Below are 22140 nucleotides of genomic sequence, written 5' to 3' on the forward strand. Positions count from 1 at the left end.
AGTGTCTCTTCCTGGCCGAACCCGGTCGTCGAATGCAGCGCGGTACTCGCCCGCTGGGTCGGCGCCGGGATGACATAGTCGGTTTATTGCCGGAGTTCCAGCACGCTGACGCAAGAGTGGTTGACGACGGATACGGGGCGGTCGATTGTTTGACGCGCCAACGCCAGCTTCCGCGGGGCGCGAAGCACGACACATCAAATGCCGCTCGGGCTGTGACGCGATGGTTCGGCGAGCCCGGTCAACGCGCGGCGGATCGATCAGGCAGCCGCGACTCGCGCGACGGCGACCGCTGCTATGCTGATGTACGCATTCGTCGCCGTCTGCAACGACAGCCGGCGGGAATGCGCCGATACCGAGAAAAAGCAGCGGTAAAACCAACAACACCCGAGGGCCGTCAGTCATGAATCAGCAAAACATATCGGATAACGCAACGGCCATCGTGCCGTCGCAAACCGCGCTGCTCGTCATGCATTACCAGACCGACATCCTCGGACTTTTCCCGTCGGTCGCCCCCGAATTGCTCGCCAATACGCGCCGGCTATGCGACGCGGCGCGAGCCGGCGGCGTCGGCGTCTGGTTCGCGAATCTCCACTTCAGCCCCGGCTATCCGGAAGTCAGCCCGCTGAACAAAAACGGGCAAGGCATCAAGCGGCTCGGACTGTTCGTCGACGATGGCCCGTCGCCGGAGCTCGGCCGGCGGGACAACGAGCCGGTCATCGAAGCCCATCGCGCGAGCGTGTTCTTCGGCACCGATCTGCAGGCGCGATTCGCCGCGCTGGGGATCGATACGCTGATCCTCGTCGGGATCGCGTCGACCGGCGTCGTACTGTCGTCGGTCGCATATGCGAGCGACGCGGACTTCCGGCTGTACACGGTCAAGGACTGCTGTTACGACCCGGATCAGGTGGTCCACGAACACCTGTTCGACACCGCGTTCGAGTCGCGCACGACGGTGTTGTCGCTCGAGGATGCGTTGCGGCTGCTCGGGTAACGGTCCGACCGCATCGCCCGGAAGCGCCCACAGCATGACGGCTTGCCGGGCGGTTCCGGCACCCGCCGGTTCTGCACGCGCCGCGCGGGGAATTGGCCGCATCGGCCCATGCCCGTGCGGCCGCTCGTCGCGCGAAACCGGTGTATATTCCCGACCGATACGCCTGCATGCGCGTCTTCAACGACACGCCCGACACCGCCGAATGCCCACGCCATCCACCCTGCCGACACCTGCCGAACTGAACCGCACGCTGCCGTTCGCCGCCGGCGCGCGGCCGTGGCGGCTCGTCCGCTATGCGTGCGTCGACTGGCTCGGCATCCTGCTGTGCTGGGCTGCAATCCGTTTCGTACCGAATCCGTTCGTCTACGTCGCGGCCGTGCTGCTGATCGCGGGCCGGTTGCAGGCCTTCGGCGTGATCCTGCACGACGCGTGCCATATTCCCGCGCGGCGCATGACGCTGCCGCTCGCGCTCGTCGACGCGCTCGCCGGCTGGACCATCGGTTCATCGATCGCCGCGATGCGCTATCACCACCTGCGCCATCATCGCGCGGTCGGCACCGCCGAAGATCCGTACCTGCACCGGCTGGCCGCGCGCGGCGGCTGGGTGCGGCGCGCGATGATGCTGCGCGGCGCGCTGCTGCCGGTCTGGTGGCCGCTGCGCGCGCTGATGGCGCCGCTCGCGCTCGCGTGGCCCGCGTTCCGGCCGTGGTATGCGCGCGGCTTCATGCAGGACCGCTCGCGCCAGGATCTGCGTCGTCATCCCGAAGTCGTCGCCTGCGCGCGCGCCGACCTGCCGCACTGCGCCGGCTATCTGCTCGCGATCGCCGCCGTCGTGCACTGGGATCTGTCGTTTTTCACTTACTACGGACTGCCGTGGATCGTCGGTGGCATCATGAACGCGAACCGCGTGCTGCTCGAACACGACCACGTCGAGGTCGGCGAACGTTCGCCGGAATCGATCTGGCGGATGACACGTACGATGACGTTCGGCTGGATCGGCAAGCTCGTGCTGTATCCGCGCAACATCGGCTATCACCAGGTGCATCACGCGTATCCGGCGCTCGCGCTCGAGCATCTGCCGGCCGTGCATCGCTATCTGACGGATGGCAACGCGTTCGCGCCGCTCCGGCCCGACGTAGCCGGCACCGCGCACTAGACATCCTTCCCCGCGCGGCATCGCATGCCGCGCCTACAGCTCGAACCGCATCACCTTCTCGCCGCACTGCTCGGCCGGCAGCGGTTCGCCGCGCTTCACCGCGTCGAGCAGCCGGTCGATCGCGACATGCACGATGTCCGCGCGCACGTTGTGCGCGCGGAATCCCGGCGCGTTGTCGAGGCCCTGCCGGTGCGCGCGCATGATCCGCACGTCCTGCTGGATCACGAGATGCGTGTACAGGTTCAGCAGCGGCCGCAGCGTGCGCAGCACCCAGCGCGGCAGCCTGAAGCGATAGGCGATGTATGTGTAGACGCGCGAGCGGCGCGCGTCGATCGGCGTGATCTGGCTGACGATCAGGAACCCGGAACGCTCGCCCCACAGGTAGTCGCAGCGCGTCACGTTCGGCGCGATGAAACGGTCGACGTGCGCGAGCGGCACGCGATCGGGGTTCGTGAGCCAGTCGACGCAGAAACCGATCTTGTCGTCGCCGTCGTGATAGGTGACGGACACGCTGTCCGGCGTCGCCGCGACCGTCGCTTCCATCGCCTGCCCGCGGCTGCTGCGGAAGATCCCGTCGTGCACGAACACCGTATGCGGCACGTCCATGAAGTTCTGCGCGAGCATCGCGATGTCACCGTCGAACGTGTTGACCATGAAGTACGACTGCCACGGCACAACGTCACGGAACGGCATCCGGAATATCGCGCGTGCCGACGAATCGCCCGCGCCGAGATACACCCACACGAGCCCGTCGAGCACCTGCACGGGCAGCGTGCGCTGCCGGAACGGGTAGCGCCCGGGCGTGCCCGTCGGCCGCGTGCCGTCGATGCTCGGCACATGGACGACCTGCCCTTCCCCGTCGTAGCGCCAGCCGTGATACGGGCAGACGAGCGCGTCGCCGTCGACCTTGCCGGCAGACAGGCGCGTGCCGCGATGCACGCATTGATCGATCAGCGCGGCAATCCCGCCGTCGCGCTGCCGGAACAGCACGATGCCGGTGTCGAGAATCCGGACACCGAGCGGCTTGTCGCGCGGGAGTTCGCGCTCCGTGCACGCAACGAACCATTGCTCGTGCAGGCCGTCGGCCGGCAGCGCAGGTTCTTGCGCATGCGCCGCGTCGCGCGACGGGCAATCCTGCCCGCATCCGCGTGGTTCGATCCTGTCGTTCATTGGGTCATTCATCCGTCATCGCGAGCAGCGCGTCGGCCATCGGCAGCCGCGTCACCAGCGCGCACGGCTTCACGTCGCCCGCGCGGATGCCGGCGCGTTCGGCCGCACGCTGCTGCAAGTCGCCGAGACGCGCTGGCGATCCGGCGAGCCAGCGCACGCGCAGCGGGCCGAGCTGGCCGATGCGGCGCGCATGCGCGTAATGAAACGCCTGCGCCAACTCAGCTTCGACGGCGGCGCGCATCGCGTCGGCTTCGTCACCGCCGATGTCTCCGGCGACGCACAGTACGTAGTGCGGCAGCCCTTCCCGCGCGGTGCAGGGCACGATGCACGCGCCGACTTCACCGTGTTGCCCGCGCGCCCGGTTCAGCGCAGCGGCCGCGATCGGCTCGTCGAGCTTTTCGCCGACGAGATCGACGGTCGCCGCCGCGCGCCCGACGAACGCGATGCGCGGCGTTCGCGCGGTCATGCCGACCACGCGAACGCGATCGCCGAGCGCATAGCGATACAACCCTCCGCCCGTGGTCAGCAGCACCTGTGCGTCTTCGCCGGGCCTCAGCCCTTCGACGTCGCACACGCTGCCATCGTCGCGCACGAATTCAAGGTAGTGGCTGCCGATCGCCAGCGGGCAGCCGTCGCCCTCGCCGAACGGAATACTGGCGACACCTTCGGTCGCGAACAGCCCCTTCGGCAGCCATTGCACGCTCGGGAACCGCGCGCGCAACGCATCGGCGTAATGCTTGCTGGGGCCGTCCAGCCAGCAGCTCACCGCGGCCAGACGCGGCCACAGCGCGCGGCAATCGCCGTCCTCGATCGCGCGGCGCAGCGCCGCGCGACGGTCCGCCGGCAATGACGCATCGACCCACGCGAGATCGCGCGTGCCGTCGGCATCGTCGCGATCGAACAGCGGGCGCAGCACGCTCGTCAGGAACGTTGGGCTCCACACGCTGATGAACGCGAGCGCTTCGTCGGCGACGAGCGCGCGCAACGTCTCGCGCCGCCACGTCGACGCATCGCCGGTCAGCGGCGGCACGAGCAGCGTCGACGCAAGCGCGGCCGCGCTGCTGTCGCCGAGATAATCGAGATCGCTCGCCGAGCCGACCGGAATGCCGTTCGGCGCAACGCCGGGCGCCTGCAGCGGCGGCGACATCGACCAGTACGCGCGCCCTTCGCCGAGCGCCGGACACGCGCGATACATGTCGGCCAGCCACACGACCATCGCGGCCTGCAGTTCGCGCAGGAACGCGGGTGTATACGGAATCAGCTTCTGGCGCGCGGTACTGCCGCTCGTCCGTTCGAGGAACACCGGGCGCTCGGCGGTCAGCACCGGTTCCGGTTCATGTGAAACGCGATCGAGCCACGGCAGGAAATCTGCAGCCGCATGTACGGACACACGCTCGCGAAACTGCGCGGGACTGTCGATCCGGTCGAATCCGAACCGGCGCCCGAATGCCGTGTCGCGGTTCGCGGCGAGCAGTGCCATCAGCCGCCGCGCCTGCGCATCGCCCGGCGCTTCGAGGCCCGCCAGCCAGCGATCGACGTCCGGTTGTGCGGCGCGCGCGAACGTGCGCCATGCGTCGGCCGAGTTGCGGGCGGTGGCGTCCATCAGAAATAGGTCTTGTCGAGTTGAGCGAGATCGTCGGGCAACCGGCGAGGCGGCACGAAGATCGTGAGCCAGCCGTACCACAGCGGCCGCGTCTCGCGCAGGTCCGACGCCGAGTGCATGTCCTGCCAGCGCAGCGCGGGCCGGCGATGATGCGTCAGGTTGTAGTTGAAGTTCAGCAGCAGCCAGCGCACGGGTGTCGGCGCACGCATGTTGTACGTGCCTTCGACGACGTCGAGCGGCGTGCGCATGTGGTACACCCATTGCAGCGACGACCACGAGAACGCGAACGCGACATACGCGACCAGCACCGCCGACACCGACCAGTCGAGCAGCCAGCCGGCCAGCAGCCATGCGCCGACGGCGGCGAGCGTTTCGTAGCGGATGCGGCGGAAGTCGGCCGTCGTGAATTCCTTGAAGGCGGCCGCGTAGGTGTTGTCGTCGCCGCGCGCGGCGAGCCGCTGCATCGTGCGGCCGGGCACCAGCGCGAGCACGAAGCTGCCGACGAAACTGCCGAGCCAGATGCCGCCGAGGATCGCCGCGTAGTATTCGATGCGCTTGCGCAGCAACGATTCGTCCGCCGTCGCGAAATCCGCGCGCTCGGCGCGCGTGCGGTTGCGCACGTGATGGCCGAGATGGTTCACGTGAATGAGTGTCGCGGCCGCACCGAACATCGTGGAAGCCCACCACATCATCATATAATTCGCGATCGGCCGGCGATGCCCGAACCCGTGAAAGGTTTCGTGCATCATCGAGAACACGCCCTGCATCACAAGGCAGAACGGCACGAGCACGAACCACTTCATCGCGCCGGCGCCGGTATGCGAAAGCCACGTGAGCGTGCCGGCCCACACGATGGTCTGCAGCGCGAGCACCAGCAGGTTCGCGCGATCGTAGTGTCGGGTCTGTGCCGCGGCGGCCGGCGCGCTCGGTCGGTTCATGGCTCGGAATGGCGGTTGTTTGCACGGGAGGATACAACAGATGCGTCAGTCGCCGGTAACGGACCGGGCCGCGTACGGAACGAGGCCGAACTAGCATGCGCCCGGGTCGCTCCACCGACACCTCCTCCACCGCGTCGCGAATGCCGACGCGCGACGTGCGCTTCGACATCGACGAACGCATTCCGCGCCACTGGTATCGCGGCCTGTGTCACGTCACGCGTTTCTTCGACGCGTTTTCCGTGATGTTTCCGCTCGGCGAGCGCTTCTTCATCGAAAGCGTGCGGCCGTTTCGCGACCGCGTCGGCGGCGATACGTCGCTGGCGGCCGATGTCGATGCGTTCGTGCGGCAGGAAGCGTCGCATATCCGCGTGCACCGGCTCTACAATGCGCGCCTCGCGTCGCAGCGGGTGCCGGTCGACGCGCTCGAAGCGCTGCTCGAAAAGCGCCAGCGCAACGCCGCGCGCCAGGTGTCGCCCGTCACGCGGCTCGTGCTGACCGCGTGCCTCGAACACTACACGACGATCCTCGCGCACCGCCTGCTGAGCGACCCGTCGATCCTCGACGGCGCCGATCCGACGATGGCGGCCGTGTGGCGCTGGCATGCGATCGAGGAAACTGAACACAAGACCGTCGCGTTCGACGTGTTCGCAGCGGCCATGCCGAACGCGGCGCGGCGCTATGTCGTGCGCTGCGCGGCGATGCTCGGGATCTCGGTCTACTTCATGGTCGACCTGATCTTTTTCGTGCACCGCCTCGTCGCGGTCGACGGGCAGACGCGGAACGTGCGCGGCTGGCTGCAACTGCTACGCTGGCTGTTCGTCGCACCGGGCATCTTCACGCGCGTGATGCCGATGTGGCTGTTCTGGTTCTCGCCTCGCTATCACCCCGATCGCATCGACAGCGACGCGTCGCTGCTTGCGGCGCACGCCGCGCTCGAACCGTATCTGGCCGCATTCGAACGCGAACCGGAGTCGCACGCATGACGCGCGCGCCGTGGACACCCGACGGGTTCGACGACTGGCGCCGCCACTATCCGCTAACGCCGTTCGCACGGGCCGACGCGACGCTCGACCGGACCGACTCGTTCATCGACAGCTGGATGCAACGCACCACCCGCCTGCCGCTGACGACGACGATCGTGCTCGTCGCCGGGCTGTACTCCGAATGGCTGCCTGGCTGCAATCGCGGCGCGCGGCAAACGCTCGGCGCGGCCGGCTACCGCGTGCTGACGGTGCCCGTGCGTTCCGCGCGCGGCGTGTTCGATCAGGGCGCGCATATCGGCGTGCACCTGCGTGCGCACCTGCCGGCCGGCGGCGAATTCGTCGTGCTCGCGCACAGCAAGGGCGGCATCGACATGCTCGCCGCGCTCGTCGGCGATCCGGTGTCAGCGAAGCGTTGCGCGGGCATTGCGCTCGTGCAGCCGCCGGTCGGTCCGTCGTCGATCGTCGATACGATCTTCCGTCACGGCCTGCCGCCGCACGTGGTCGCGCCGTGGCCCGACCGCATTGCGCACCGCCTGTTGCGCACGCGCTGGGCGGACGGCGGCACGCGCGACATCAGCAGTCGACGCGATCCGCGCGTCGGCGCGATGCTCGCGGCGCTGCCGCGCGACCTGCATCTCATGCATGCGGTGAGTTGGTCCGTCGAAGCGTCCACGCGCTTCGATTCACATCACGCGCGGCTGAATAGTTATCGTCCCGGCTGCGCGCACGACGGGCAGTTCTATCTCGAGCACCAGGTGATGCCGGGCATCCCGCAGATCTGCCTGCCGCAGCTCGATCACGGCCAACCGGTGCTCGGCGGGCTCGGCTTCGACGCCGGCCGCTTCTGGCTCGCCGTTGCCGACCTGCTTCACGTCGCGCGGCCCGCGTGAGCCGTACCGCCCGTCGTCAGACCAGATAAATCTCGAAGCCCGGCACGCGGCCGGCCAGCAGCCCGTCGACGGGCTCGGCCGGCTCGCCGGTCGACAGCGTATAAAGGTCCATCGGCGTACGCGTCGCACGATAGCGCGCGAGCGCCGGCCACAACGGATCGGCGTCGTACAGGCATAGCTGCATCAGCGCGTAGCGATCGCGCACGCGCGCCCACGCGGCGTCGAGCAGCGCCGCGAATACGGCCGGATCGCGGCCGCGCACTTGCAGGTGCGTCAGGTAGACGTCGCGCAGCGGCTCGCCGGGTGCCGCGATGCGAGGGCGGCGCAACGCGGGCGCCAGCGCGTTGAACGCGACGCGGATCGCATTCAGCGACAACGGCAGGCGTTCCAGCACGATCCGCTTGATGTCGCCGGCATCCCACGGCGCGACGCAGCCAAGCAGGTTGTCGCGCGCGTCGAGCGCCAGCAGGAACGAATCGATGCCGAACGCGGGCCACGTATCGAGCCGACGCGCGAATTCGTCCGCAGAGAATACGCAGCCGAACGGCTGGCGGCGCGACTCCGCATCGAGAAACGCGCGCAGCGCGTCCGCGTGATGCGACTGTGCGTCGACGATCCGGATGCCGGGCACGCTGCGCGGCGCGGACGACAGCCCGCGTTGCGCATAGATCGACACGTTCTCGTAGCCGTGCCAATGCGTGAAGCGCAACCGGTGCTCACGCCGCGATCGTGCAAGCGACTGCATCGCGAGCTGGTTGTCGCGAATCATGCAGCAATACGCATGATGCACGCCCGCCTCGCGCCGCAAGGTTGCGAAACGCTCGCGCACCGCGTCGGCCCATCCGCGCGACAGCCGGCGGTCGGGCATCAGCCGCAGATCGCCGAGATAGGCGACGGGCTGCACATGTTCGCCGAGATAGCCATCGCGCACGACGAGGCTCGCGATCCCCTTCAGCGCCACCTGTTCGTCCTCCGCGAGCCACACTTCGTGGGCGGATGCATGGCAACGGTGCAGCGCGAAGTAGTCGGGCGCGCGGTCGAAACGCAACGGCAGGCTACCTTGCATCGCATGGCGGGTCTGGAAATCGAGGATGCGCGCGTTGTCGGCCGGCTGCGCGAGACGAATCTGCATCCGTGCCGGCTCACGCGCCATCGAACAGCCGGCGCGCCAGCGGCCGCAGGTTCGCCGCCGACAGTTCGCACAGACACACAAGCTCGTCGCCACGCGCATACCCGGGGTTGCGCGCCAGAAAATAGTCGACGTCGGCGAGCCGCTGGTGCGCGGCCGGCACCTCCGCAAGCGTGGGTGTCAGCCGGCCTTGCGGCGTGTCGAACGACAGGATGCCGGTAGCAGGATCGTACGCATGCCCATAGCGGCTGGCGGCCAGGTAATCCATCAGGTCCTGCGTGGCCGGCGCGGTTGCGCCGCCCGCGCGTGGCGCGTAATCGCGCGCGAACGCGCGCAGGTAGCGGTAAGTGCGATGCCCCTTGCAGATCAGGAACCAGTACAGCGGCACGGCGGGTGCCTGCCGCCACACGTCGCCCGCATGGCGGATCCACGCGAACGCGAGATGCTGCGTGCCCCAGTGCGCGGGATCGATGATCGTATCGCCGGAAAAGATCACGCGAATCGGCGCGTCGCGCCAGTGCGCATCGTACTGCTTGAGCGTCGAGAAGCCCTGGATCGCGCCGCCGCTGTCGCGCAGCACGATGCAGTGCGTCTTGTCTCCGAGGTCGCGGTCGAACTGTGCGCGACCGGTGTCGCAATAGGACGCTGCATACAACGAGAACATCCGGTCGATGTCCTCCGGGCGCAAGGCCGCACGGCCGACGGCGGTGGCGCGCAACTCCATCGGGCACTCCTGCAAGGCTGAACACCTTGCTATGATAGCCGGTCATCCGCCCGCTCACGCCATGCCCCAGGTCCTTTCCCGCCAGGATGCGAACATCGCGCCGATCGCCCGGCCATGGTTCGTGCTCGTCGCCTACCTGGTCGTGACGGGCATGCTCTATCGCTTCGTCACGCACCGGCCGCTCGGCCCGATCGAGATCATTCCGGCGAGCGCACTCGATCAGGCGATTCCCGTACTGCCCGGCACCGTACCGCTCTACCTGACCTACCTGCTCGTGATGCCCGCGCTCGTGTGGCTCGGGCGCGGCCGCGCGTGGCTGCTGCCGGCGTTCTTCGCCGGCGCGCTCGCGGCCGGGCTCTGCCTGACAAGCCATCTGCTTCACCCCAACGCGATCGTGTGGCCCGCCGCCGATACGGGCTGGATCGCGTGGCTGCAACGGCTCGATACACCGCTGGCCGCGTCGCCGAGCGGGCACATCGCACTGCCCGTCGCGATCGCGAGCGTGCTGCTCGCGCTACGCAAGCGGCCGGCCCTGCTGTTCGTCGCGTGGAGCGCGCTGCTGGCGGTGACGGTGCTGACCACCGGACAGCATCGCGTGACGGACGTCGCATCGGGCGGCGCGGTCGGCCTCGCCGCCGGCGCGTTGACGATCGCGCTGTTGCGGCTGCGAGTGAATCTGCGTACGACAGCCGCGCTACTGATCGAATGGGCGTGCATCATCGTCGCGCTGCGTGTCGCGATCGCGCTGGACGCGTGGTACCTGACCGCGCTCGCGGCGCTCGTCGTCGCAACCCGACAGCATGCGCTGTTCATCCTGTATCACGACGCGGCGCACTATCACCTTGCGCGTGGCCGTGGCCTCAACGACTTCCTGATCAACCTCGCGATCGGCGTACCGGGGCTCGTGCCCGTCGAGTTCTACCGGCCGCTGCATCTCGCGCATCACCGGCATCTCGGCACCGTGCAAGACCCCGAGCGTCAGTTTCTCTATCACGGCCAGCCATGGCGATTCCGGCCGCTCGACGCGCGCGCGCTCGCGCGGCAACTGCTCGGCGACCTGTTCGTGCTGAACATGGTACGCAACATGGCCGCGTTTCGACGCGCCGGCGCGCCGCACGTGCGGCTCGGGCTGCCGTTTCATGCGGCGGCGGCGGTATGGGTGGCGATCGTCGCATTGCTCGTGTGGGCCTGTTCCGCGCGAACGATTCTGCTGGTCGCGGCGCTGTGGTTCGTACCGCTACTCACGCTGTCGGTGCTGCTGCAAAAGATTCGCAGCATGGCCGAGCACAGCGGCGGACCCGATGCAACGCCGGGCTGGAGCGACTGGACGTATTCATGGCGGACGGGATGGATCGGCCGTGTGCTCGTGTGGCCGTACCACATCAATCTGCATCTGCAGCATCACCGCAATCCTTCGATTCCGTGGCATGCGCTGCCGGAGGCGGTGGGTAGCAACGAACGCCGACTGGAGTCGCGCGAACTCATCGCGCTGCTCTGGCGCAGGCGCCCGGTTGCGGAACGGCGTGCCCCGGCCTTCGAGCAAGCCGATGCGGGCACCCGAGCTGCAGACGCCGATATTTCATCCAGTCGATACGCGGAACACCAAGCATCGCCAGGCCATGCGGCGGCATTGTCGAGGTTACCTGGCATTCAGGAGCTGCGCGGTGTCGCCATCCTGCTCGTTCTCATCCAGCACTATCTGCTGGCGTTACCCGATGCCGGTGCCGCGGTCGACAAGCTGTCGCTCTGGGGCGGTGTCGATCTCTTCTTCGCGATATCGGGGTTCGTGATCAGCCGCTCGCTGCTGGCCAAAAGCGCAACCGATCGCATCGATGGCGCCACATGGCGCGCGTTCTGGACCAGGCGGATTGGCCGGTTGCTACCCGCCGCCTGGACGTGGCTCGCCATCGGCATCGCGCTCGGCTTCACGCTGACGGCTTTCGGCCACCTCGACACGGTCGCACAACTGCGCGCGACGGCCGCCGGCGCGTTCGGTTACGCCAACTTCTTCTGGGCCGCGTGCCATGCCGGTGGCGCCGCGGCGCAATGCGGATTGCCGCAGTTGACGGCGATCTACTGGAGCCTGTCGCTCGAAGAACAGTTCTACGTCGTGCTCGCGACCGCGTTGCTCGTGGTGCGGCTGCGCACGTTGCTCATCGTCTCGCTGACGGGTGTCGCGCTGCTCAATACCCTGCCCTATCATGCGTTCGATCTGCGCTGGTTCCTGCGTGTCGACGCGCTTGTGCTCGGCGCAGGCGTGTATGCGTTCCACCGGACGCAAGCATCCCGTCGCCTTGCGGCCATGCTCCCCGTCCGAAGCCTCATGTCGCCGGCCAGGATCGCGCTGCTGGCAGCCCTCGTCTGCGCCCCGCTCATATCGGCACGCGCATCCATTGCCGTCATCGCGCTGGCTGCCGCCGGCCTCGTCTGGCTGGAAGCGGCCGGCGACCATCGACGCGGCGTGCCGCGCCCAGGCCGGTTGAGCGTCGCGATGCGCTGGGTGGGCGAACGTGCGTATTCGATCTATCTCTGCCACCTTCCGGTCCTGCTCGTCACCTACGAAATACTGTGGCGCGCCGGGGGCTTCGCGTCCGTCCGAGGGTCTCAACTGGCGCTGGCCGGCATCGGGTCGCTGAGCGCGATCGCGCTGGTTGCCTCACTCTCGTACCGCTATCTGGAGCAACCCGGCATGCGATGGGGCCAGCGCCTGACGCGCCCGGCAATCGAGTCGACATGAAACTTCCCTTCCGGCGTTCGCGCACGCCCAATGCGACGCGTGCCTCGCCTCCGATCCCGCAACGCGACGTGCGTTTCCCGCTCGACGACACCATCCCGCGATACTGGTATCGCAGCTGGTGTCACGTCACGCGCTTCTTTGATGCGTTCTCGATCATGTTCCCGCTCGGCGAACGATTTTTCATCGACAGCGTCAAGCATTTTCGCGACAGGATCCCTAACAATACGCCGCTCGCTGAAGACATCTCAGGATTCATCCACCAGGAAGCCACGCATATTCGCGAACACCGGTGCTACAACGACCGGCTCGTCGCACAAGGCGCCCCGGTCGATCAACTCGAAGCGCTGATCCAGCGCCGCCAGCAAAACAGCCTGTCGGCCATGCCGGCCATCACGCGTCTCGCGTCGACGGCCTGTCTCGAACACTTCACGGCGATCCTGGCCGATCAACTGTTGCGGCACCCGGCGGTGCTCGACGGGGCGGATCCGCAAATGGCAGCGATCTGGAGATGGCATGCGATCGAGGAAACCGAACACAAGGCGGTCGCATTCGACGTGCTTGCCGCCATCGAGCCGCGACCGGTCAGGCGCTACCTGATTCGCTGCGGCGCCATGCTGGCGGTCTCGGTGTATTTCGTCTTCGATCTGACCTATTTCATGTACCGCCTCGCCGCCGCCGATCGGCAGCGCAGCAATCTGCGCGAATGGGCGCGCCTGCAATGGTGGTTGTTCGTGCATCCGGGCATCTTCACGCGGATCCTGCCGGCCTGGCTGTTCTGGTTCGCGCCGCAGTTTCACCCTGACCGGATCGACAGCGATGAGGTGCTGCGAATTGCACGTCGCGCGCTCGAGGAACGGGTCTGAGATTCCGGGACGGCTGCCGCCGCCATGCATGCCGGAACAGTTCGCCACACGCCGGCCAGCATGCCGTTGCCGACCGGCGAGCCCCGCATCACTTCGCGATATACACCCCCGACGTCGGGCACGTGCCCTGCGTATTGCCGTCCGTCACGAGCGATGCGGCGCTCGGGAACTGCGAGGTCGCATTCGTCTTCACCGCGATCCACGCTTCGGTGAAGTAGCTGACGCCATTCGTCTTCGTGCATTTCAGCGACACCGCGCTGCGCGTATTGCTGCCGAACGCGCCTTCGAACGCGGACAGCAACTGGTTGCGCGTGACCGTGTTGCCCGCGTTCGCCTGCAGGAATGCGTTGAACGACGTGTTGCCGAGCCGGCTGATCATGCCGGACGCCTGGTTCCAGTACGCATCGGGCGACGCCGAATTCGAGCAGGTGCCGTGCTTGAACCATTCGTGCTTGTCGAGGCACGACGCAACGCCCGGCATGTACGTCGACAGCGAGTTGCGGGTCGCGCTGCTGATCGGGTAGGCATCCATGCTGCACCACTGGTGCGCGTTGTCGAGGTCGACGTCGTTCTGCGGCACGCCGCAGTAGAACGGCTGGTTGCCGTCGTACCGGTTCGGCCACAGGCCATGCAGCGACAGGCTCGTCGCCGCATACGAGCCGGCGAGGTTCGTGCATTCGGGCGTGTCGTGCGACGCGCAGAAGCCGGGCTCCCACGACGCGGCGAGCAACAGGTAGTCGTAGCTGGTCTGCGCGGTGGCGTGCAGCGAGGCGGAAGCAACGGCGAGTGCGGCAACGGCGCGGGCGAGCGTCTTGAGCATGGCGTTTCCTCGGAAAAGGCTTGCGGTCGCGGGATGCGCCGCAAGATTGTCGAATGTCTGCCCGCGATTGTTGCTTCCGCAACGTGGCACGAATGTGAAGGTGGCCGAATTATTTGGCGGCGGGGCCCTGGCCGTCGCGCCGCGCGGAATCGTCGCGAAACGCGGGCACGGCCGCTCGTGCCACGTCCCGCCCGATACCGCTACCGCGCACGGCCGATGCGTGCCGCCTCCCCGGCGGCACGCCGTCGCTCACGATCCGGCGCCGAGCTGCGTGCATGCGCGCGCAACCGATTCGGGGCCTTCGAGCACGAGGATCTGCCACACGCCGATGCTGACGCGCCGGCGCGCCGCCGTCGACGCATCCGCCAGCAACGCCTCGACGCGCGGCGCGGCGGCCGGCGCCTGCTGCTTCAGCGCCGCGTGATGACGCGCACGCGACGGCGGTTCGGATTCGTACACGTCGCACAGACGCACCATGCCGGCGAGGCCGGCCACGTCGTCGTCCTTGTCGATCGCGCCCGGCTCGACCGGCGCAAGCCCCTTGCGCTCGGCCTCCGGCAGCTTGCTGCGCGCGCCTTCGTCGATCGAAGCGGCGGACGCCGGCGGCAGCCCGCCGATCGCCGCGACGATCCGGCTGCCCGCGGCGATCATGTCGCCCTGGCACTCGATCTTCTCGGCGGCCGCGACGTTCGAGCAGAACGACACCGAAGTCCGGTACACGTCGTTGCTCATGCGCGGCACTTCGTCCTCGGCCGCATGCGCGAGGCCTGCGCTCGCCAGCGCCAGCGCAGCGGGAATCAGGATGCGGAATGCTCTCGTCTTGTTCATTGTTGTTCGTCTGTGGGTTGTTATGGCGGGCACCTTCGCCGGGCCGCGCGGTGGCGGCCCCTGCGGCACCGGGCCCTCGTCCGGCGCCACGCGATCACTTCATCGACGCAGCCTCCGATCCGCCGGGCGACAGTGCCGCACTGTCCTGTTCGCGCCACGCGCGGCGCGACGCCATGATCGCCTGCACCGCCGAGCGCGCGACCTTCCACCACGCGAACGGCCGCGGATCGGCGAGCATGCTGAGCGCGCGTGCATAGTCGAGCGTGAGGCCGGGCGTCCACGCCATCGTCACCGCGCGCTTGCGGATCTGCGCGGCGACCCACAGCTCGGGCGTGAGCAGCAGCCGCACGAACGCGCCCCACCCGGCCCGCGCGCCCTTCAACCGCCACACCGCGCCGTCGAGCGCGGCTTCGAGCGCATTCGACACGGTGCTCGAACAATTACGGTGCGTGAGGTTGTACGTCACGTTCTGCCGGTAAACCGACCAGAATGCGTCGAGCTTCGCCGGATCGTAGTTGCGGATCCGCACGCGCACGGTCGACGGGCACCACGCGTTCGACTCGGTCGCGTAGTCGGGCTGGAACAGGCCCGGCACGTCGTTTTCGCGCGTGGCGCGCAGGATGCGCGTGAATTCGTCCGGAGAACGATCGATTTCGACGCCCGGATACAGGCTGATATAGATGCCCTCCGGCGACTCCAGCGCCGCGTGTCCGGTCGAGATCACGCCGTTGACGTCGACCGCCGCGATGTAGCGGTCGATCACCGGATAACGCTGCGCTTCGGCCTTCGACGTGCCGGTCGGCGTCCACACGTGCACGGTGAGCGCGCATTCGCCGTCGGCCGGCGGGCCGTCCCATTCGGACTGCGCGAAATGCGGCCGGTCGTGCGTGTCGTCGAGATCGGGCGCGAGCGCCGGCGCGGGCGACGTCGCGAACGCGGGATTGCGCGTCAGCCGCCGCACGCGCGCGGCGAGGCTCAGCATGTGCATGCCGCCGAACATCAGCAGGCCGAGGCAGTAAGGCACGGTGCCGACGTAGTGCGTCGGGTACGGCTGGAAGAAGAAGATGGCGAGCAGGATCTCGACGACACCCCACGCGAACGCGACGTTCCAGCGGCGGTAGCGCACCATCCACGCGGACGTGCACTGCAGCATCCCGTCGACGAGGAACAGCGTGCCGAAGATCATCGACAGCAGGAAATGGCCGTGGTGATGCCCGGCGAACACAAGGCCCGCGGCCACCACGACCACGATGCCCTTCACGTAGCGCAGGATGCGCTGCCCGCCGACGCCGCTGCCGGCCACCGCGAGCGTCGCGAGCCCCTCGATCAGGAACAGCCACGCAAACAGCTCGATCGGGAAATGCAGCGCGCCGTCGAGCGCGTCGACGAAAATGACGACGCCCGCGACGACCCACAGCCAGCCGAGCACGGTCAGCCCGCGCCAGCGGGTGCGCAGATATTCGATGCCCAGCAGCAGCAAGATCAGTCGTACCATCGCGCTCTCGTGTCATTTTTGGGAAACGCGCGGCCTCGCGTTTCCTGTCATTTCGACCGTGCGTCGTGCGACGCAATCGTCGAAAGTCGGCAATCCATACCGGTGCGTCGTCCGTCGGCATGACCGATGGCGGCCGGTACACGTTGCTCTGGCCGAATAATAAGATATGGCGGAGTCGGTTGAAAGCCTGACGAAAACGCTTTCGGCAGGCCCGGACATCCCGGCGCACCGCCCGATACGGCGGGCCCGGTTGCGCTGCCACGGCAGATTTCCCGTTCGACAGCGCGCGGCGAATACGCGAGAATCCGGCTTCCGAGGGCGAAAGCCCGCTGAACCGCACCAGACGGGACAACAAGAAATGAGTACATCGATCACGCGCCGGCGCCTGCTGGCCGCCGGCGTCGCCGCGAGCAGCCTTGCGCTGTCGGGCTGTTTTACGCCGAAGCTGTACAAGGACGACGCATACCGCGAACAAGTATCCGGATTCATGATTTCCGAGGACGGCAAGAAGCTGGTCGTCCTCGGCGCGCGTTACCACTACATCTTCGATCTGCCGGCCCAATTGCGGCCGGTACTGCTGTCGGGCTACCGGAAATCGCTGCGCACGGCGTTTATCGGCTTCCATGCAAGCGGTGGCAGCGTCACCGGCCACTACCGGATCGTGTTGCCGAAGGACGCGCCGGACAGCGATCGACAGGCGGCCGCCGCCGACGGATTCACCGCCGAGCCAGCCGGCCTCGTGCTCGAAGGCGACATCGACGGCAAACGCTATTCGACGGAAGGCTTCGCCGCGAAGGACACGGGGACCGCGCAGCCATTCAACAAGCCGTACTCGGTGTACATCGAGGAATCGCCATCCGTCGTCGGCATGGGGCTGCGGATTCTCGCGACGCCGATCACGGTTGCCGCCGACGGTGTGCTCGTGCTGGGCGGCATCGTGCTCGTGCCGTTCGCGGCCATCGCGATCGAGGCAAACGGCGGCCTCCGGATCATGTAACGGCGCCCGCGTCGCCGCTGCCGTGCAGGCGGCAGCAGCCCGCGACACGCGCTCGCACACGACGACCGCAACCGGAGTATCGCCATGACCGCCTCTCCGCTTCACACGCCGCCGCTCGGCCCGCAGCTCAAGCGCTGGCGCGCGCTGCACCGCGTGAAGCAGAGTCACGCGGCCGAACTGTTCGGCGTCGCGCAATCGACGATCTCCCGCTGGGAAGCCGGCCTGCAGCAGATGTCGGCCGACGAGCGCGCGACGGCCGAGCGGCTGCTCGCCGCGCGCCTCGATTCCGCGGGCGACCATGCGCTCGCGCGGCTCATCGCGGGCAGCGCGGGCCGCATGCATCTCGTGTGCGATCTCACGCACCGCCTGCTCGCCAGTTCGCCGGCGCGCGCGGCGGAGTTCTCGCAACCGCTGCCGACGCTGCTCGGCACGTCGCTGTGGCGCTACGCGACGCCGGAAATCGTCCGCATGGAAACCGCGCTCGACACGCTCGGCTGGCGCGACCGCGCGGGGCCGCCGAGCGTCGAATTCGCGACCGGCACGAATGCGTCGCGCGTCGTGCCGATCCGCGGCAGCACGTGCCGGTGGACGCGGATGACGCTGTCGGACGGTTCGGCCTCCCGGCTCGTGGAAACGCTGTAGCGCGCCGCGCATATTTCATGCGTGGACGAACCGCGCCGGGCCGCCTTACGCTAGGCGGCTCATCGCAAGGACGCCGACCATGAACCCCGACACGATCCACGCGCGCCTCGATTTCCTGCGCGAAGCCGAACGCCTGAAGGATGTGCTGCGCAGCGGCCATACGTCGGCCGGGCGTGCGGAAAGCACGGCCGAGCACAGCTGGCGGCTGTGCCTGATGGCGCTCGTGTTCGCCGACGCGCTGCCCGGCATCGATACGCTGAAGCTGCTGAAACTGTGCGTCGTCCACGATCTCGGCGAGGCGCTGCACGGCGACATTCCCGCGATCGAGCAGGCCGCGCACCCGGACAAAAGCGCGCACGAACGCAACGACCTGCTGACGCTGACGTCGTCGCTCGACCGCACGCTGCGCGACGAGATCGTCGCGCTGTGGGAGGAATACGACGCGGCCGCGTCGCCGGAAGCACGCGCGGCGAAGGCGCTCGACAAGCTCGAGACAATCCTGCAGCACAACCAGGGCAGCAATCCTCCCGATTTCGACTACGCGTTCAATCTCGGCTACGGCCGGCGCTATACCGATGCCGCGCCGCTGTTCAGTACGATCCGCGACATCGTCGATGCCGATACGCAACGCAGGATCGACGCGGGCGGGCACCGCGCGTAAGCTCGCGGGACCGGGCACGCGGCACCGCCCACCGCTTTCACAGATCGCAACAATGACGCGCCGCCCGACCGCCGCGCCGGCGCGGCGCTCGCACAATTCAGCACAATTTCCACACGTTTTGTCGTGAATTCCTCGCTTACCATGAGCGCCTGATTCGAATCGGCGCGCCCGCGCGATGCGTACGCGGCTGCCGGCGCGGGCAACACGCCCGGCATGCGACGCCGACCGGATCGTCCCGCCCGGCCACACGCATCGCCGGCACCCGCTTCACCCTCGCCGCATTCTCATGACTCAGAAGACCCATCGCCGCCGGCGCATCGTGCTCGCTACCCTTGCCGTCGTCGCGATCGCCGCCGGCGTCGCACTGAAGGCCTGCGCGCCCGACAAGCATCCGCAGTACCTGTCCGCGCCCGTCACGCGCGGCGATCTCGAGAACGCGGTGCTCGCGACCGGCGCGCTGCAGGCGTTCAAGCAGGTCGACGTCGGCGCGCAGGTATCGGGGCAGTTGAAAACGCTGAAGGTGAAGCTCGGCGACAAGGTCGCGAAGGGCCAGTGGCTCGCCGAGATCGATCCCGTGATCTCCGAAAACGCGCTGCGCCAGGCGCGCGCCAGCGAAGAAAGCCTGCGCGCGCAGCACCAGTCGACCGCCGCGCAACTGACCCAGGCGGAACTCACGTTCCGGCGCCAGCAGGCGATGCTGCCCGACGATGCGACGTCGCGCGAAGCGTTCGAGGCCGCACGCGCGACGCTCGACGTGCAGCGAGCGACGCTCGCGTCGCTCGCCGCGCAGATCCGCTCGGCCCGCATCCAGATCGAGACCGCACAGGCCAACCTCGGCTACACGCGCATCGTCGCGCCGATCGACGGCGAGGTCGTCGCGATCGTCACGCAGGAAGGCCAGACCGTGATCGCGCAGCAGCAGGCGCCGGTGATCCTGAAGCTCGCAGATCTCGACAAGATGACAGTGAAGGCGCAGGTGTCGGAAGCCGACGTGATCCGCGTGAACGCCGGCCAGACCGCGTATTTCACGATCCTCGGCGAGCCGGACAAGCGCCACTACGGCAAGCTGCGCGCGATCGAGCCGGCGCCGCAGAACTACGCCGACGCGCAGAGCGCGCTCGGCGGCGGCGCGGGCGGCGGCACGAAACCGAACTCCGCGGTGTTCTACAACGCGCTGTTCGAAGTGCCGAATCCCGAGCACCGGCTGCGCATTGCGATGACCGCACAGGTCAACATCGTGCTCGGCAACGCGCGCAACGCGCTCAGCATCCCGGCCGCCGCGCTCGGCGAGAAGCGCAAGGACGGCACCTATGCGGTCCGCGTGCTGCGCGCCGACGGCAGCATGGAAACGCGGACCATCCGCATCGGCATCAACAACAACGTGCGCGTCGAAGTGCTGGCCGGCCTGAAGGACGGCGAGCGCGTCGTGATCGGCGAAGCCGCCGCGGACGAGCACGCGCCGCTGGCGGACGTGGTGTGACGATGCGCCAGCCCCTGCTGAAACTCTCGAGCGTCACGCGGCGCTTTCCGGCCGGCGACAAGGATGTCGTCGTCCTGAACAACGTCAACCTGTCGATCGACGCGGGCGAGATCGTCGCGATCGTCGGCGCGTCGGGTTCCGGCAAATCGACGCTGATGAACATCCTCGGCTGCCTCGATCATCCGAGCGAAGGCACCTACACGGTCGGTGGACGCGACACGCACATGCTCGACAGCGACGAACTCGCGCAACTGCGCCGCGAACACTTCGGCTTCGTGTTCCAGCGCTATCACCTGCTGCCGCACGTCGACGCGGTCGCGAACCTCGAAATGCCGGCGATCTATGCGGGCACCACGCGCGCGGAGCGGCACGAACGCGCACGCGAGCTGCTCGCGCGCCTCGGGCTCGCGGATCGCGCGCACCACCGGCCCGGGCAACTGTCCGGCGGCCAGCAGCAGCGCGTGAGCATTGCGCGCGCGCTGATGAACGGCGGCCAGGTGATCCTCGCCGACGAACCGACCGGCGCGCTCGACACGAAAAGCGGCCAGGACGTGATCCGCATCCTGCACGAGCTGAACGCGCTCGGCCATACGATCGTGATCGTCACACACGACAAGGACGTCGCGCGCCATGCACGGCGCATCATCGAGATCAGCGACGGCGAGATCGTCGCCGACCGGCGGAATCGCCACTATGCGGAAGCGCTCGCGGAAGCCTTCGTCGACGCGGCCGAAGCGACAGCCGGCGAGCCGTCCGCGCACGATCGGCACGATATGCCGCCGCCCGCCGACGCCGATACCGGCACGCGCGCACGGCGTTTCGCGGCAGGCTCCGGCCGCTTCGCCGAGGCCTGCCGGATGGCGTGGATCGCGCTCGTGTCGCACCGGCTGCGCACGCTGCTGACGATGCTCGGCATCATCATCGGCATCACGTCGGTCGTGTCGATCGTCGCGATCGGCGAAGGCGCGAAGCGCTACATGCTCGACGAGATCGGCAGCATCGGCACGAACACGATCAACGTCTATCCTGGCACCGACTGGGGCGACAGCCGCGCGGACACGATCCAGACGCTCGTGCCCGCCGACGTTGCCGCGCTCGCGGAGCAGCCGTACGTCGACAGCGCGACGCCCGAAACGTCGCGCACGCTGCTGCTGCGCTACCGCAACATCGACGTCAACGCGCTCGTGAGCGGCGTCGGCGACCGCTTCTTCCAGGCGCGCGGGATGCGTTTCGCGCTGGGTGTCGCGTTCGACGAGGACGCGGTGCGCCGCCAGGCGCAGGTAGCCGTGATCGACCAGAACACGCGCCGCAAGCTGTTCGGCGCAACGCGCAATCCGGTCGGCGACGTGATCCTCGTCGATAACGTGCCGTGCGTCGTGATCGGCGTCACGGCCGACAAGAAGAGCGCGTTCGGCAGCGTGAAGAGCCTGAACGTGTGGGTGCCGTACACGACCGCGAGCGGGCGCCTGTTCGGCCAGCGCCATCTCGACAGCATCACCGTGCGCGTGCGCGACGGGCAGCCGAGCGCCGCCGCCGAGAAAAGCCTCGAAAAGCTGATGATCCAGCGCCACGGCCGCAAGGACTTCTTCACGTACAACATGGACAGCGTGGTCAAGACCGTCGAAAAAACCGGCCAGTCGCTGACGCTGCTGTTGTCGCTGATCGCGGTGATCTCGCTCGTCGTCGGCGGGATCGGCGTGATGAACATCATGCTCGTGTCGGTCACCGAGCGCACGCGCGAAATCGGCATCCGGATGGCGGTCGGCGCGCGCCAGTCCGACATCCTGCAGCAGTTCCTCGTCGAGGCCGTGCTCGTGTGCCTGCTCGGCGGCACGATCGGCATCGCGCTGTCGTTCGGGCTCGGCGCGGTGTTCTCGATGTTCGTCGCGCAATGGAAGATGGTGTTCTCCGCCGGCGCGATCGTGACGGCGTTCGTCTGCTCGACGCTCACCGGTGTGATATTCGGTTTCATGCCCGCGCGCAACGCGTCGCGGCTCGATCCGATCGATGCGCTCGCGCGCGACTGACGAAAG

19 protein-coding genes are annotated in these 22140 nt (G+C 67.9%); 11 read left to right on the plus strand and 8 right to left on the minus strand.

All coding sequences use genetic code 11. The annotated features are described in order from the left end of the window. The first annotated feature begins 400 nt into the window (after nt 1-400). Both LXM88_RS26285 and LXM88_RS26290 read left to right on the plus strand, forming a co-directional pair. Nucleotides 401-991: an isochorismatase family cysteine hydrolase gene (locus tag LXM88_RS26285; RefSeq protein ID WP_262545571.1), complete on the plus strand. Its 591-nt coding sequence runs from the start codon at nt 401-403 to the stop codon at nt 989-991. A gap of 202 nt (nt 992-1193) precedes the next feature. Further along, entirely contained in the window at nt 1194-2147 is a 954-nt protein-coding gene (locus LXM88_RS26290; protein WP_262545572.1) for a fatty acid desaturase family protein, read from the plus strand. 33 nt (nt 2148-2180) lie between these two features. Here LXM88_RS26290 and LXM88_RS26295 read toward each other — a convergent pair whose 3' ends face one another. From LXM88_RS26295 to LXM88_RS26305, 3 genes are read right to left on the minus strand one after another with little or no spacing between them, the layout of a single operon-like run. Further along, on the minus strand, nt 2181-3317 hold the full coding sequence (locus tag LXM88_RS26295; RefSeq protein WP_262545574.1) for an aromatic ring-hydroxylating oxygenase subunit alpha: 1137 nt from the start codon (nt 3315-3317) through the stop codon (nt 2181-2183). Between the two features lie 4 nt (nt 3318-3321). Continuing rightward, complete coding sequence (locus LXM88_RS26300; RefSeq protein WP_262545575.1) at nt 3322-4920, minus strand: GH3 auxin-responsive promoter family protein; 1599 nt, start codon at nt 4918-4920, stop codon at nt 3322-3324. Continuing rightward, nucleotides 4920-5858 carry a fatty acid desaturase gene (locus LXM88_RS26305; protein WP_262545576.1) on the minus strand — a complete coding sequence of 313 codons (939 nt, stop codon included), beginning with the start codon at nt 5856-5858 and terminating at the stop codon, nt 4920-4922. Before LXM88_RS26305 ends, LXM88_RS26300 begins: the two co-directional genes overlap by 1 nt. Nucleotides 5859-5998: 140 nt before the next feature. Between LXM88_RS26305 and LXM88_RS26310 the strand changes: the two genes are divergently transcribed. Then, nucleotides 5999-6841: a metal-dependent hydrolase gene (locus LXM88_RS26310; RefSeq protein WP_262545578.1), complete on the plus strand. Its 843-nt coding sequence runs from the start codon at nt 5999-6001 to the stop codon at nt 6839-6841. Continuing rightward, a complete protein-coding gene (locus LXM88_RS26315) occupies nt 6838-7731 on the plus strand; it encodes a hypothetical protein (RefSeq protein WP_262545580.1) in 894 nt (297 codons plus the stop codon). The genes LXM88_RS26310 and LXM88_RS26315 overlap by 4 nt, the downstream gene beginning before the upstream one ends. A 16-nt stretch (nt 7732-7747) precedes the next feature. Here the strand turns inward: LXM88_RS26315 and LXM88_RS26320 are convergent, their stop codons facing one another. Both LXM88_RS26320 and LXM88_RS26325 read right to left on the minus strand, forming a co-directional pair. Continuing rightward, nucleotides 7748-8863: a hypothetical protein gene (locus LXM88_RS26320; RefSeq protein ID WP_262545581.1), complete on the minus strand. Its 1116-nt coding sequence runs from the start codon at nt 8861-8863 to the stop codon at nt 7748-7750. 10 nt (nt 8864-8873) lie between these two features. Then, entirely contained in the window at nt 8874-9584 is a 711-nt protein-coding gene (locus LXM88_RS26325) for a hypothetical protein (protein ID WP_262545582.1), read from the minus strand. 61 nt (nt 9585-9645) lie between these two features. On the opposite strand from LXM88_RS26325, the gene LXM88_RS26330 reads away from it, so the two are divergent. Both LXM88_RS26330 and LXM88_RS26335 read left to right on the plus strand, forming a co-directional pair. Continuing rightward, on the plus strand, nt 9646-12321 hold the full coding sequence (locus LXM88_RS26330) for a fatty acid desaturase (RefSeq protein WP_262545583.1): 2676 nt from the start codon (nt 9646-9648) through the stop codon (nt 12319-12321). Then, nucleotides 12318-13184: a metal-dependent hydrolase gene (locus LXM88_RS26335; RefSeq protein WP_262545585.1), complete on the plus strand. Its 867-nt coding sequence runs from the start codon at nt 12318-12320 to the stop codon at nt 13182-13184. The genes LXM88_RS26330 and LXM88_RS26335 overlap by 4 nt, the downstream gene beginning before the upstream one ends. Nucleotides 13185-13272: 88 nt before the next feature. On the opposite strand, the gene LXM88_RS26340 is transcribed toward LXM88_RS26335, so the two are convergent. From LXM88_RS26340 to LXM88_RS26350, 3 genes are all read right to left on the minus strand, one after another. Next, nucleotides 13273-14004, minus strand: coding sequence for a ribonuclease T2 (locus tag LXM88_RS26340; RefSeq protein WP_262545586.1), 732 nt, complete (start codon nt 14002-14004; stop codon nt 13273-13275). Between the two features lie 249 nt (nt 14005-14253). Next, nucleotides 14254-14832, minus strand: a complete 579-nt coding sequence (locus LXM88_RS26345; RefSeq protein ID WP_262545587.1) for a hypothetical protein — start codon at nt 14830-14832, stop codon at nt 14254-14256. Between the two features lie 94 nt (nt 14833-14926). After that, the gene (locus tag LXM88_RS26350; protein ID WP_262545589.1) at nt 14927-16327 is read right to left on the minus strand and encodes an HdeD family acid-resistance protein; all 1401 of its coding nucleotides are present in this window, start codon (nt 16325-16327) and stop codon (nt 14927-14929) included. Nucleotides 16328-16685: 358 nt separating this feature from the next. Between LXM88_RS26350 and LXM88_RS26355 the strand changes: the two genes are divergently transcribed. From LXM88_RS26355 to LXM88_RS26375, 5 genes are all read left to right on the plus strand, one after another. Beyond that, on the plus strand, nt 16686-17324 hold the full coding sequence (locus LXM88_RS26355; RefSeq protein WP_262545590.1) for a hypothetical protein: 639 nt from the start codon (nt 16686-16688) through the stop codon (nt 17322-17324). Between the two features lie 84 nt (nt 17325-17408). Further along, on the plus strand, nt 17409-17966 hold the full coding sequence (locus tag LXM88_RS26360) for a helix-turn-helix domain-containing protein (protein WP_262545592.1): 558 nt from the start codon (nt 17409-17411) through the stop codon (nt 17964-17966). A gap of 79 nt (nt 17967-18045) precedes the next feature. Further along, complete coding sequence (locus LXM88_RS26365) at nt 18046-18627, plus strand: HD domain-containing protein (protein WP_262545594.1); 582 nt, start codon at nt 18046-18048, stop codon at nt 18625-18627. A gap of 286 nt (nt 18628-18913) precedes the next feature. Beyond that, entirely contained in the window at nt 18914-20107 is a 1194-nt protein-coding gene (locus tag LXM88_RS26370) for an efflux RND transporter periplasmic adaptor subunit (RefSeq protein ID WP_262545596.1), read from the plus strand. Between the two features lie 2 nt (nt 20108-20109). Next, a complete protein-coding gene (locus tag LXM88_RS26375; protein WP_262545598.1) occupies nt 20110-22134 on the plus strand; it encodes a MacB family efflux pump subunit in 2025 nt (674 codons plus the stop codon). The last annotated feature ends 6 nt before the right edge of the window (nt 22135-22140 follow it).

It is taken from the genome of Burkholderia sp. S-53 (assembly GCF_025560745.1).
In the GTDB taxonomy this organism is placed as follows: Bacteria; Pseudomonadota; Gammaproteobacteria; order Burkholderiales; family Burkholderiaceae; genus Burkholderia; species Burkholderia pyrrocinia.

Excerpts from the sequence above, each read along its gene's own strand:
- LXM88_RS26285 (WP_262545571.1), top strand. The coding sequence starts at position 401 with ATGAATCAGCAAAACATATCGGATAACGCAACGGCCATCGTGCCGTCG.
- LXM88_RS26290 (WP_262545572.1), top strand. The coding sequence starts at position 1,194 with ATGCCCACGCCATCCACCCTGCCGACACCTGCCGAACTGAACCGCACG.
- LXM88_RS26295 (WP_262545574.1), bottom strand. The coding sequence starts at position 3,317 with ATGAACGACAGGATCGAACCACGCGGATGCGGGCAGGATTGCCCGTCG.
- LXM88_RS26300 (WP_262545575.1), bottom strand. The coding sequence starts at position 4,920 with ATGGACGCCACCGCCCGCAACTCGGCCGACGCATGGCGCACGTTCGCG.
- LXM88_RS26305 (WP_262545576.1), bottom strand. The coding sequence starts at position 5,858 with ATGAACCGACCGAGCGCGCCGGCCGCCGCGGCACAGACCCGACACTAC.
- LXM88_RS26310 (WP_262545578.1), top strand. The coding sequence starts at position 5,999 with ATGCCGACGCGCGACGTGCGCTTCGACATCGACGAACGCATTCCGCGC.
- LXM88_RS26315 (WP_262545580.1), top strand. The coding sequence starts at position 6,838 with ATGACGCGCGCGCCGTGGACACCCGACGGGTTCGACGACTGGCGCCGC.
- LXM88_RS26320 (WP_262545581.1), bottom strand. The coding sequence starts at position 8,863 with ATGCAGATTCGTCTCGCGCAGCCGGCCGACAACGCGCGCATCCTCGAT.
- LXM88_RS26325 (WP_262545582.1), bottom strand. The coding sequence starts at position 9,584 with ATGGAGTTGCGCGCCACCGCCGTCGGCCGTGCGGCCTTGCGCCCGGAG.
- LXM88_RS26330 (WP_262545583.1), top strand. The coding sequence starts at position 9,646 with ATGCCCCAGGTCCTTTCCCGCCAGGATGCGAACATCGCGCCGATCGCC.
- LXM88_RS26335 (WP_262545585.1), top strand. The coding sequence starts at position 12,318 with ATGAAACTTCCCTTCCGGCGTTCGCGCACGCCCAATGCGACGCGTGCC.
- LXM88_RS26340 (WP_262545586.1), bottom strand. The coding sequence starts at position 14,004 with ATGCTCAAGACGCTCGCCCGCGCCGTTGCCGCACTCGCCGTTGCTTCC.
- LXM88_RS26345 (WP_262545587.1), bottom strand. The coding sequence starts at position 14,832 with ATGAACAAGACGAGAGCATTCCGCATCCTGATTCCCGCTGCGCTGGCG.
- LXM88_RS26350 (WP_262545589.1), bottom strand. The coding sequence starts at position 16,327 with ATGGTACGACTGATCTTGCTGCTGCTGGGCATCGAATATCTGCGCACC.
- LXM88_RS26355 (WP_262545590.1), top strand. The coding sequence starts at position 16,686 with ATGAGTACATCGATCACGCGCCGGCGCCTGCTGGCCGCCGGCGTCGCC.
- LXM88_RS26360 (WP_262545592.1), top strand. The coding sequence starts at position 17,409 with ATGACCGCCTCTCCGCTTCACACGCCGCCGCTCGGCCCGCAGCTCAAG.
- LXM88_RS26365 (WP_262545594.1), top strand. The coding sequence starts at position 18,046 with ATGAACCCCGACACGATCCACGCGCGCCTCGATTTCCTGCGCGAAGCC.
- LXM88_RS26370 (WP_262545596.1), top strand. The coding sequence starts at position 18,914 with ATGACTCAGAAGACCCATCGCCGCCGGCGCATCGTGCTCGCTACCCTT.
- LXM88_RS26375 (WP_262545598.1), top strand. The coding sequence starts at position 20,110 with ATGCGCCAGCCCCTGCTGAAACTCTCGAGCGTCACGCGGCGCTTTCCG.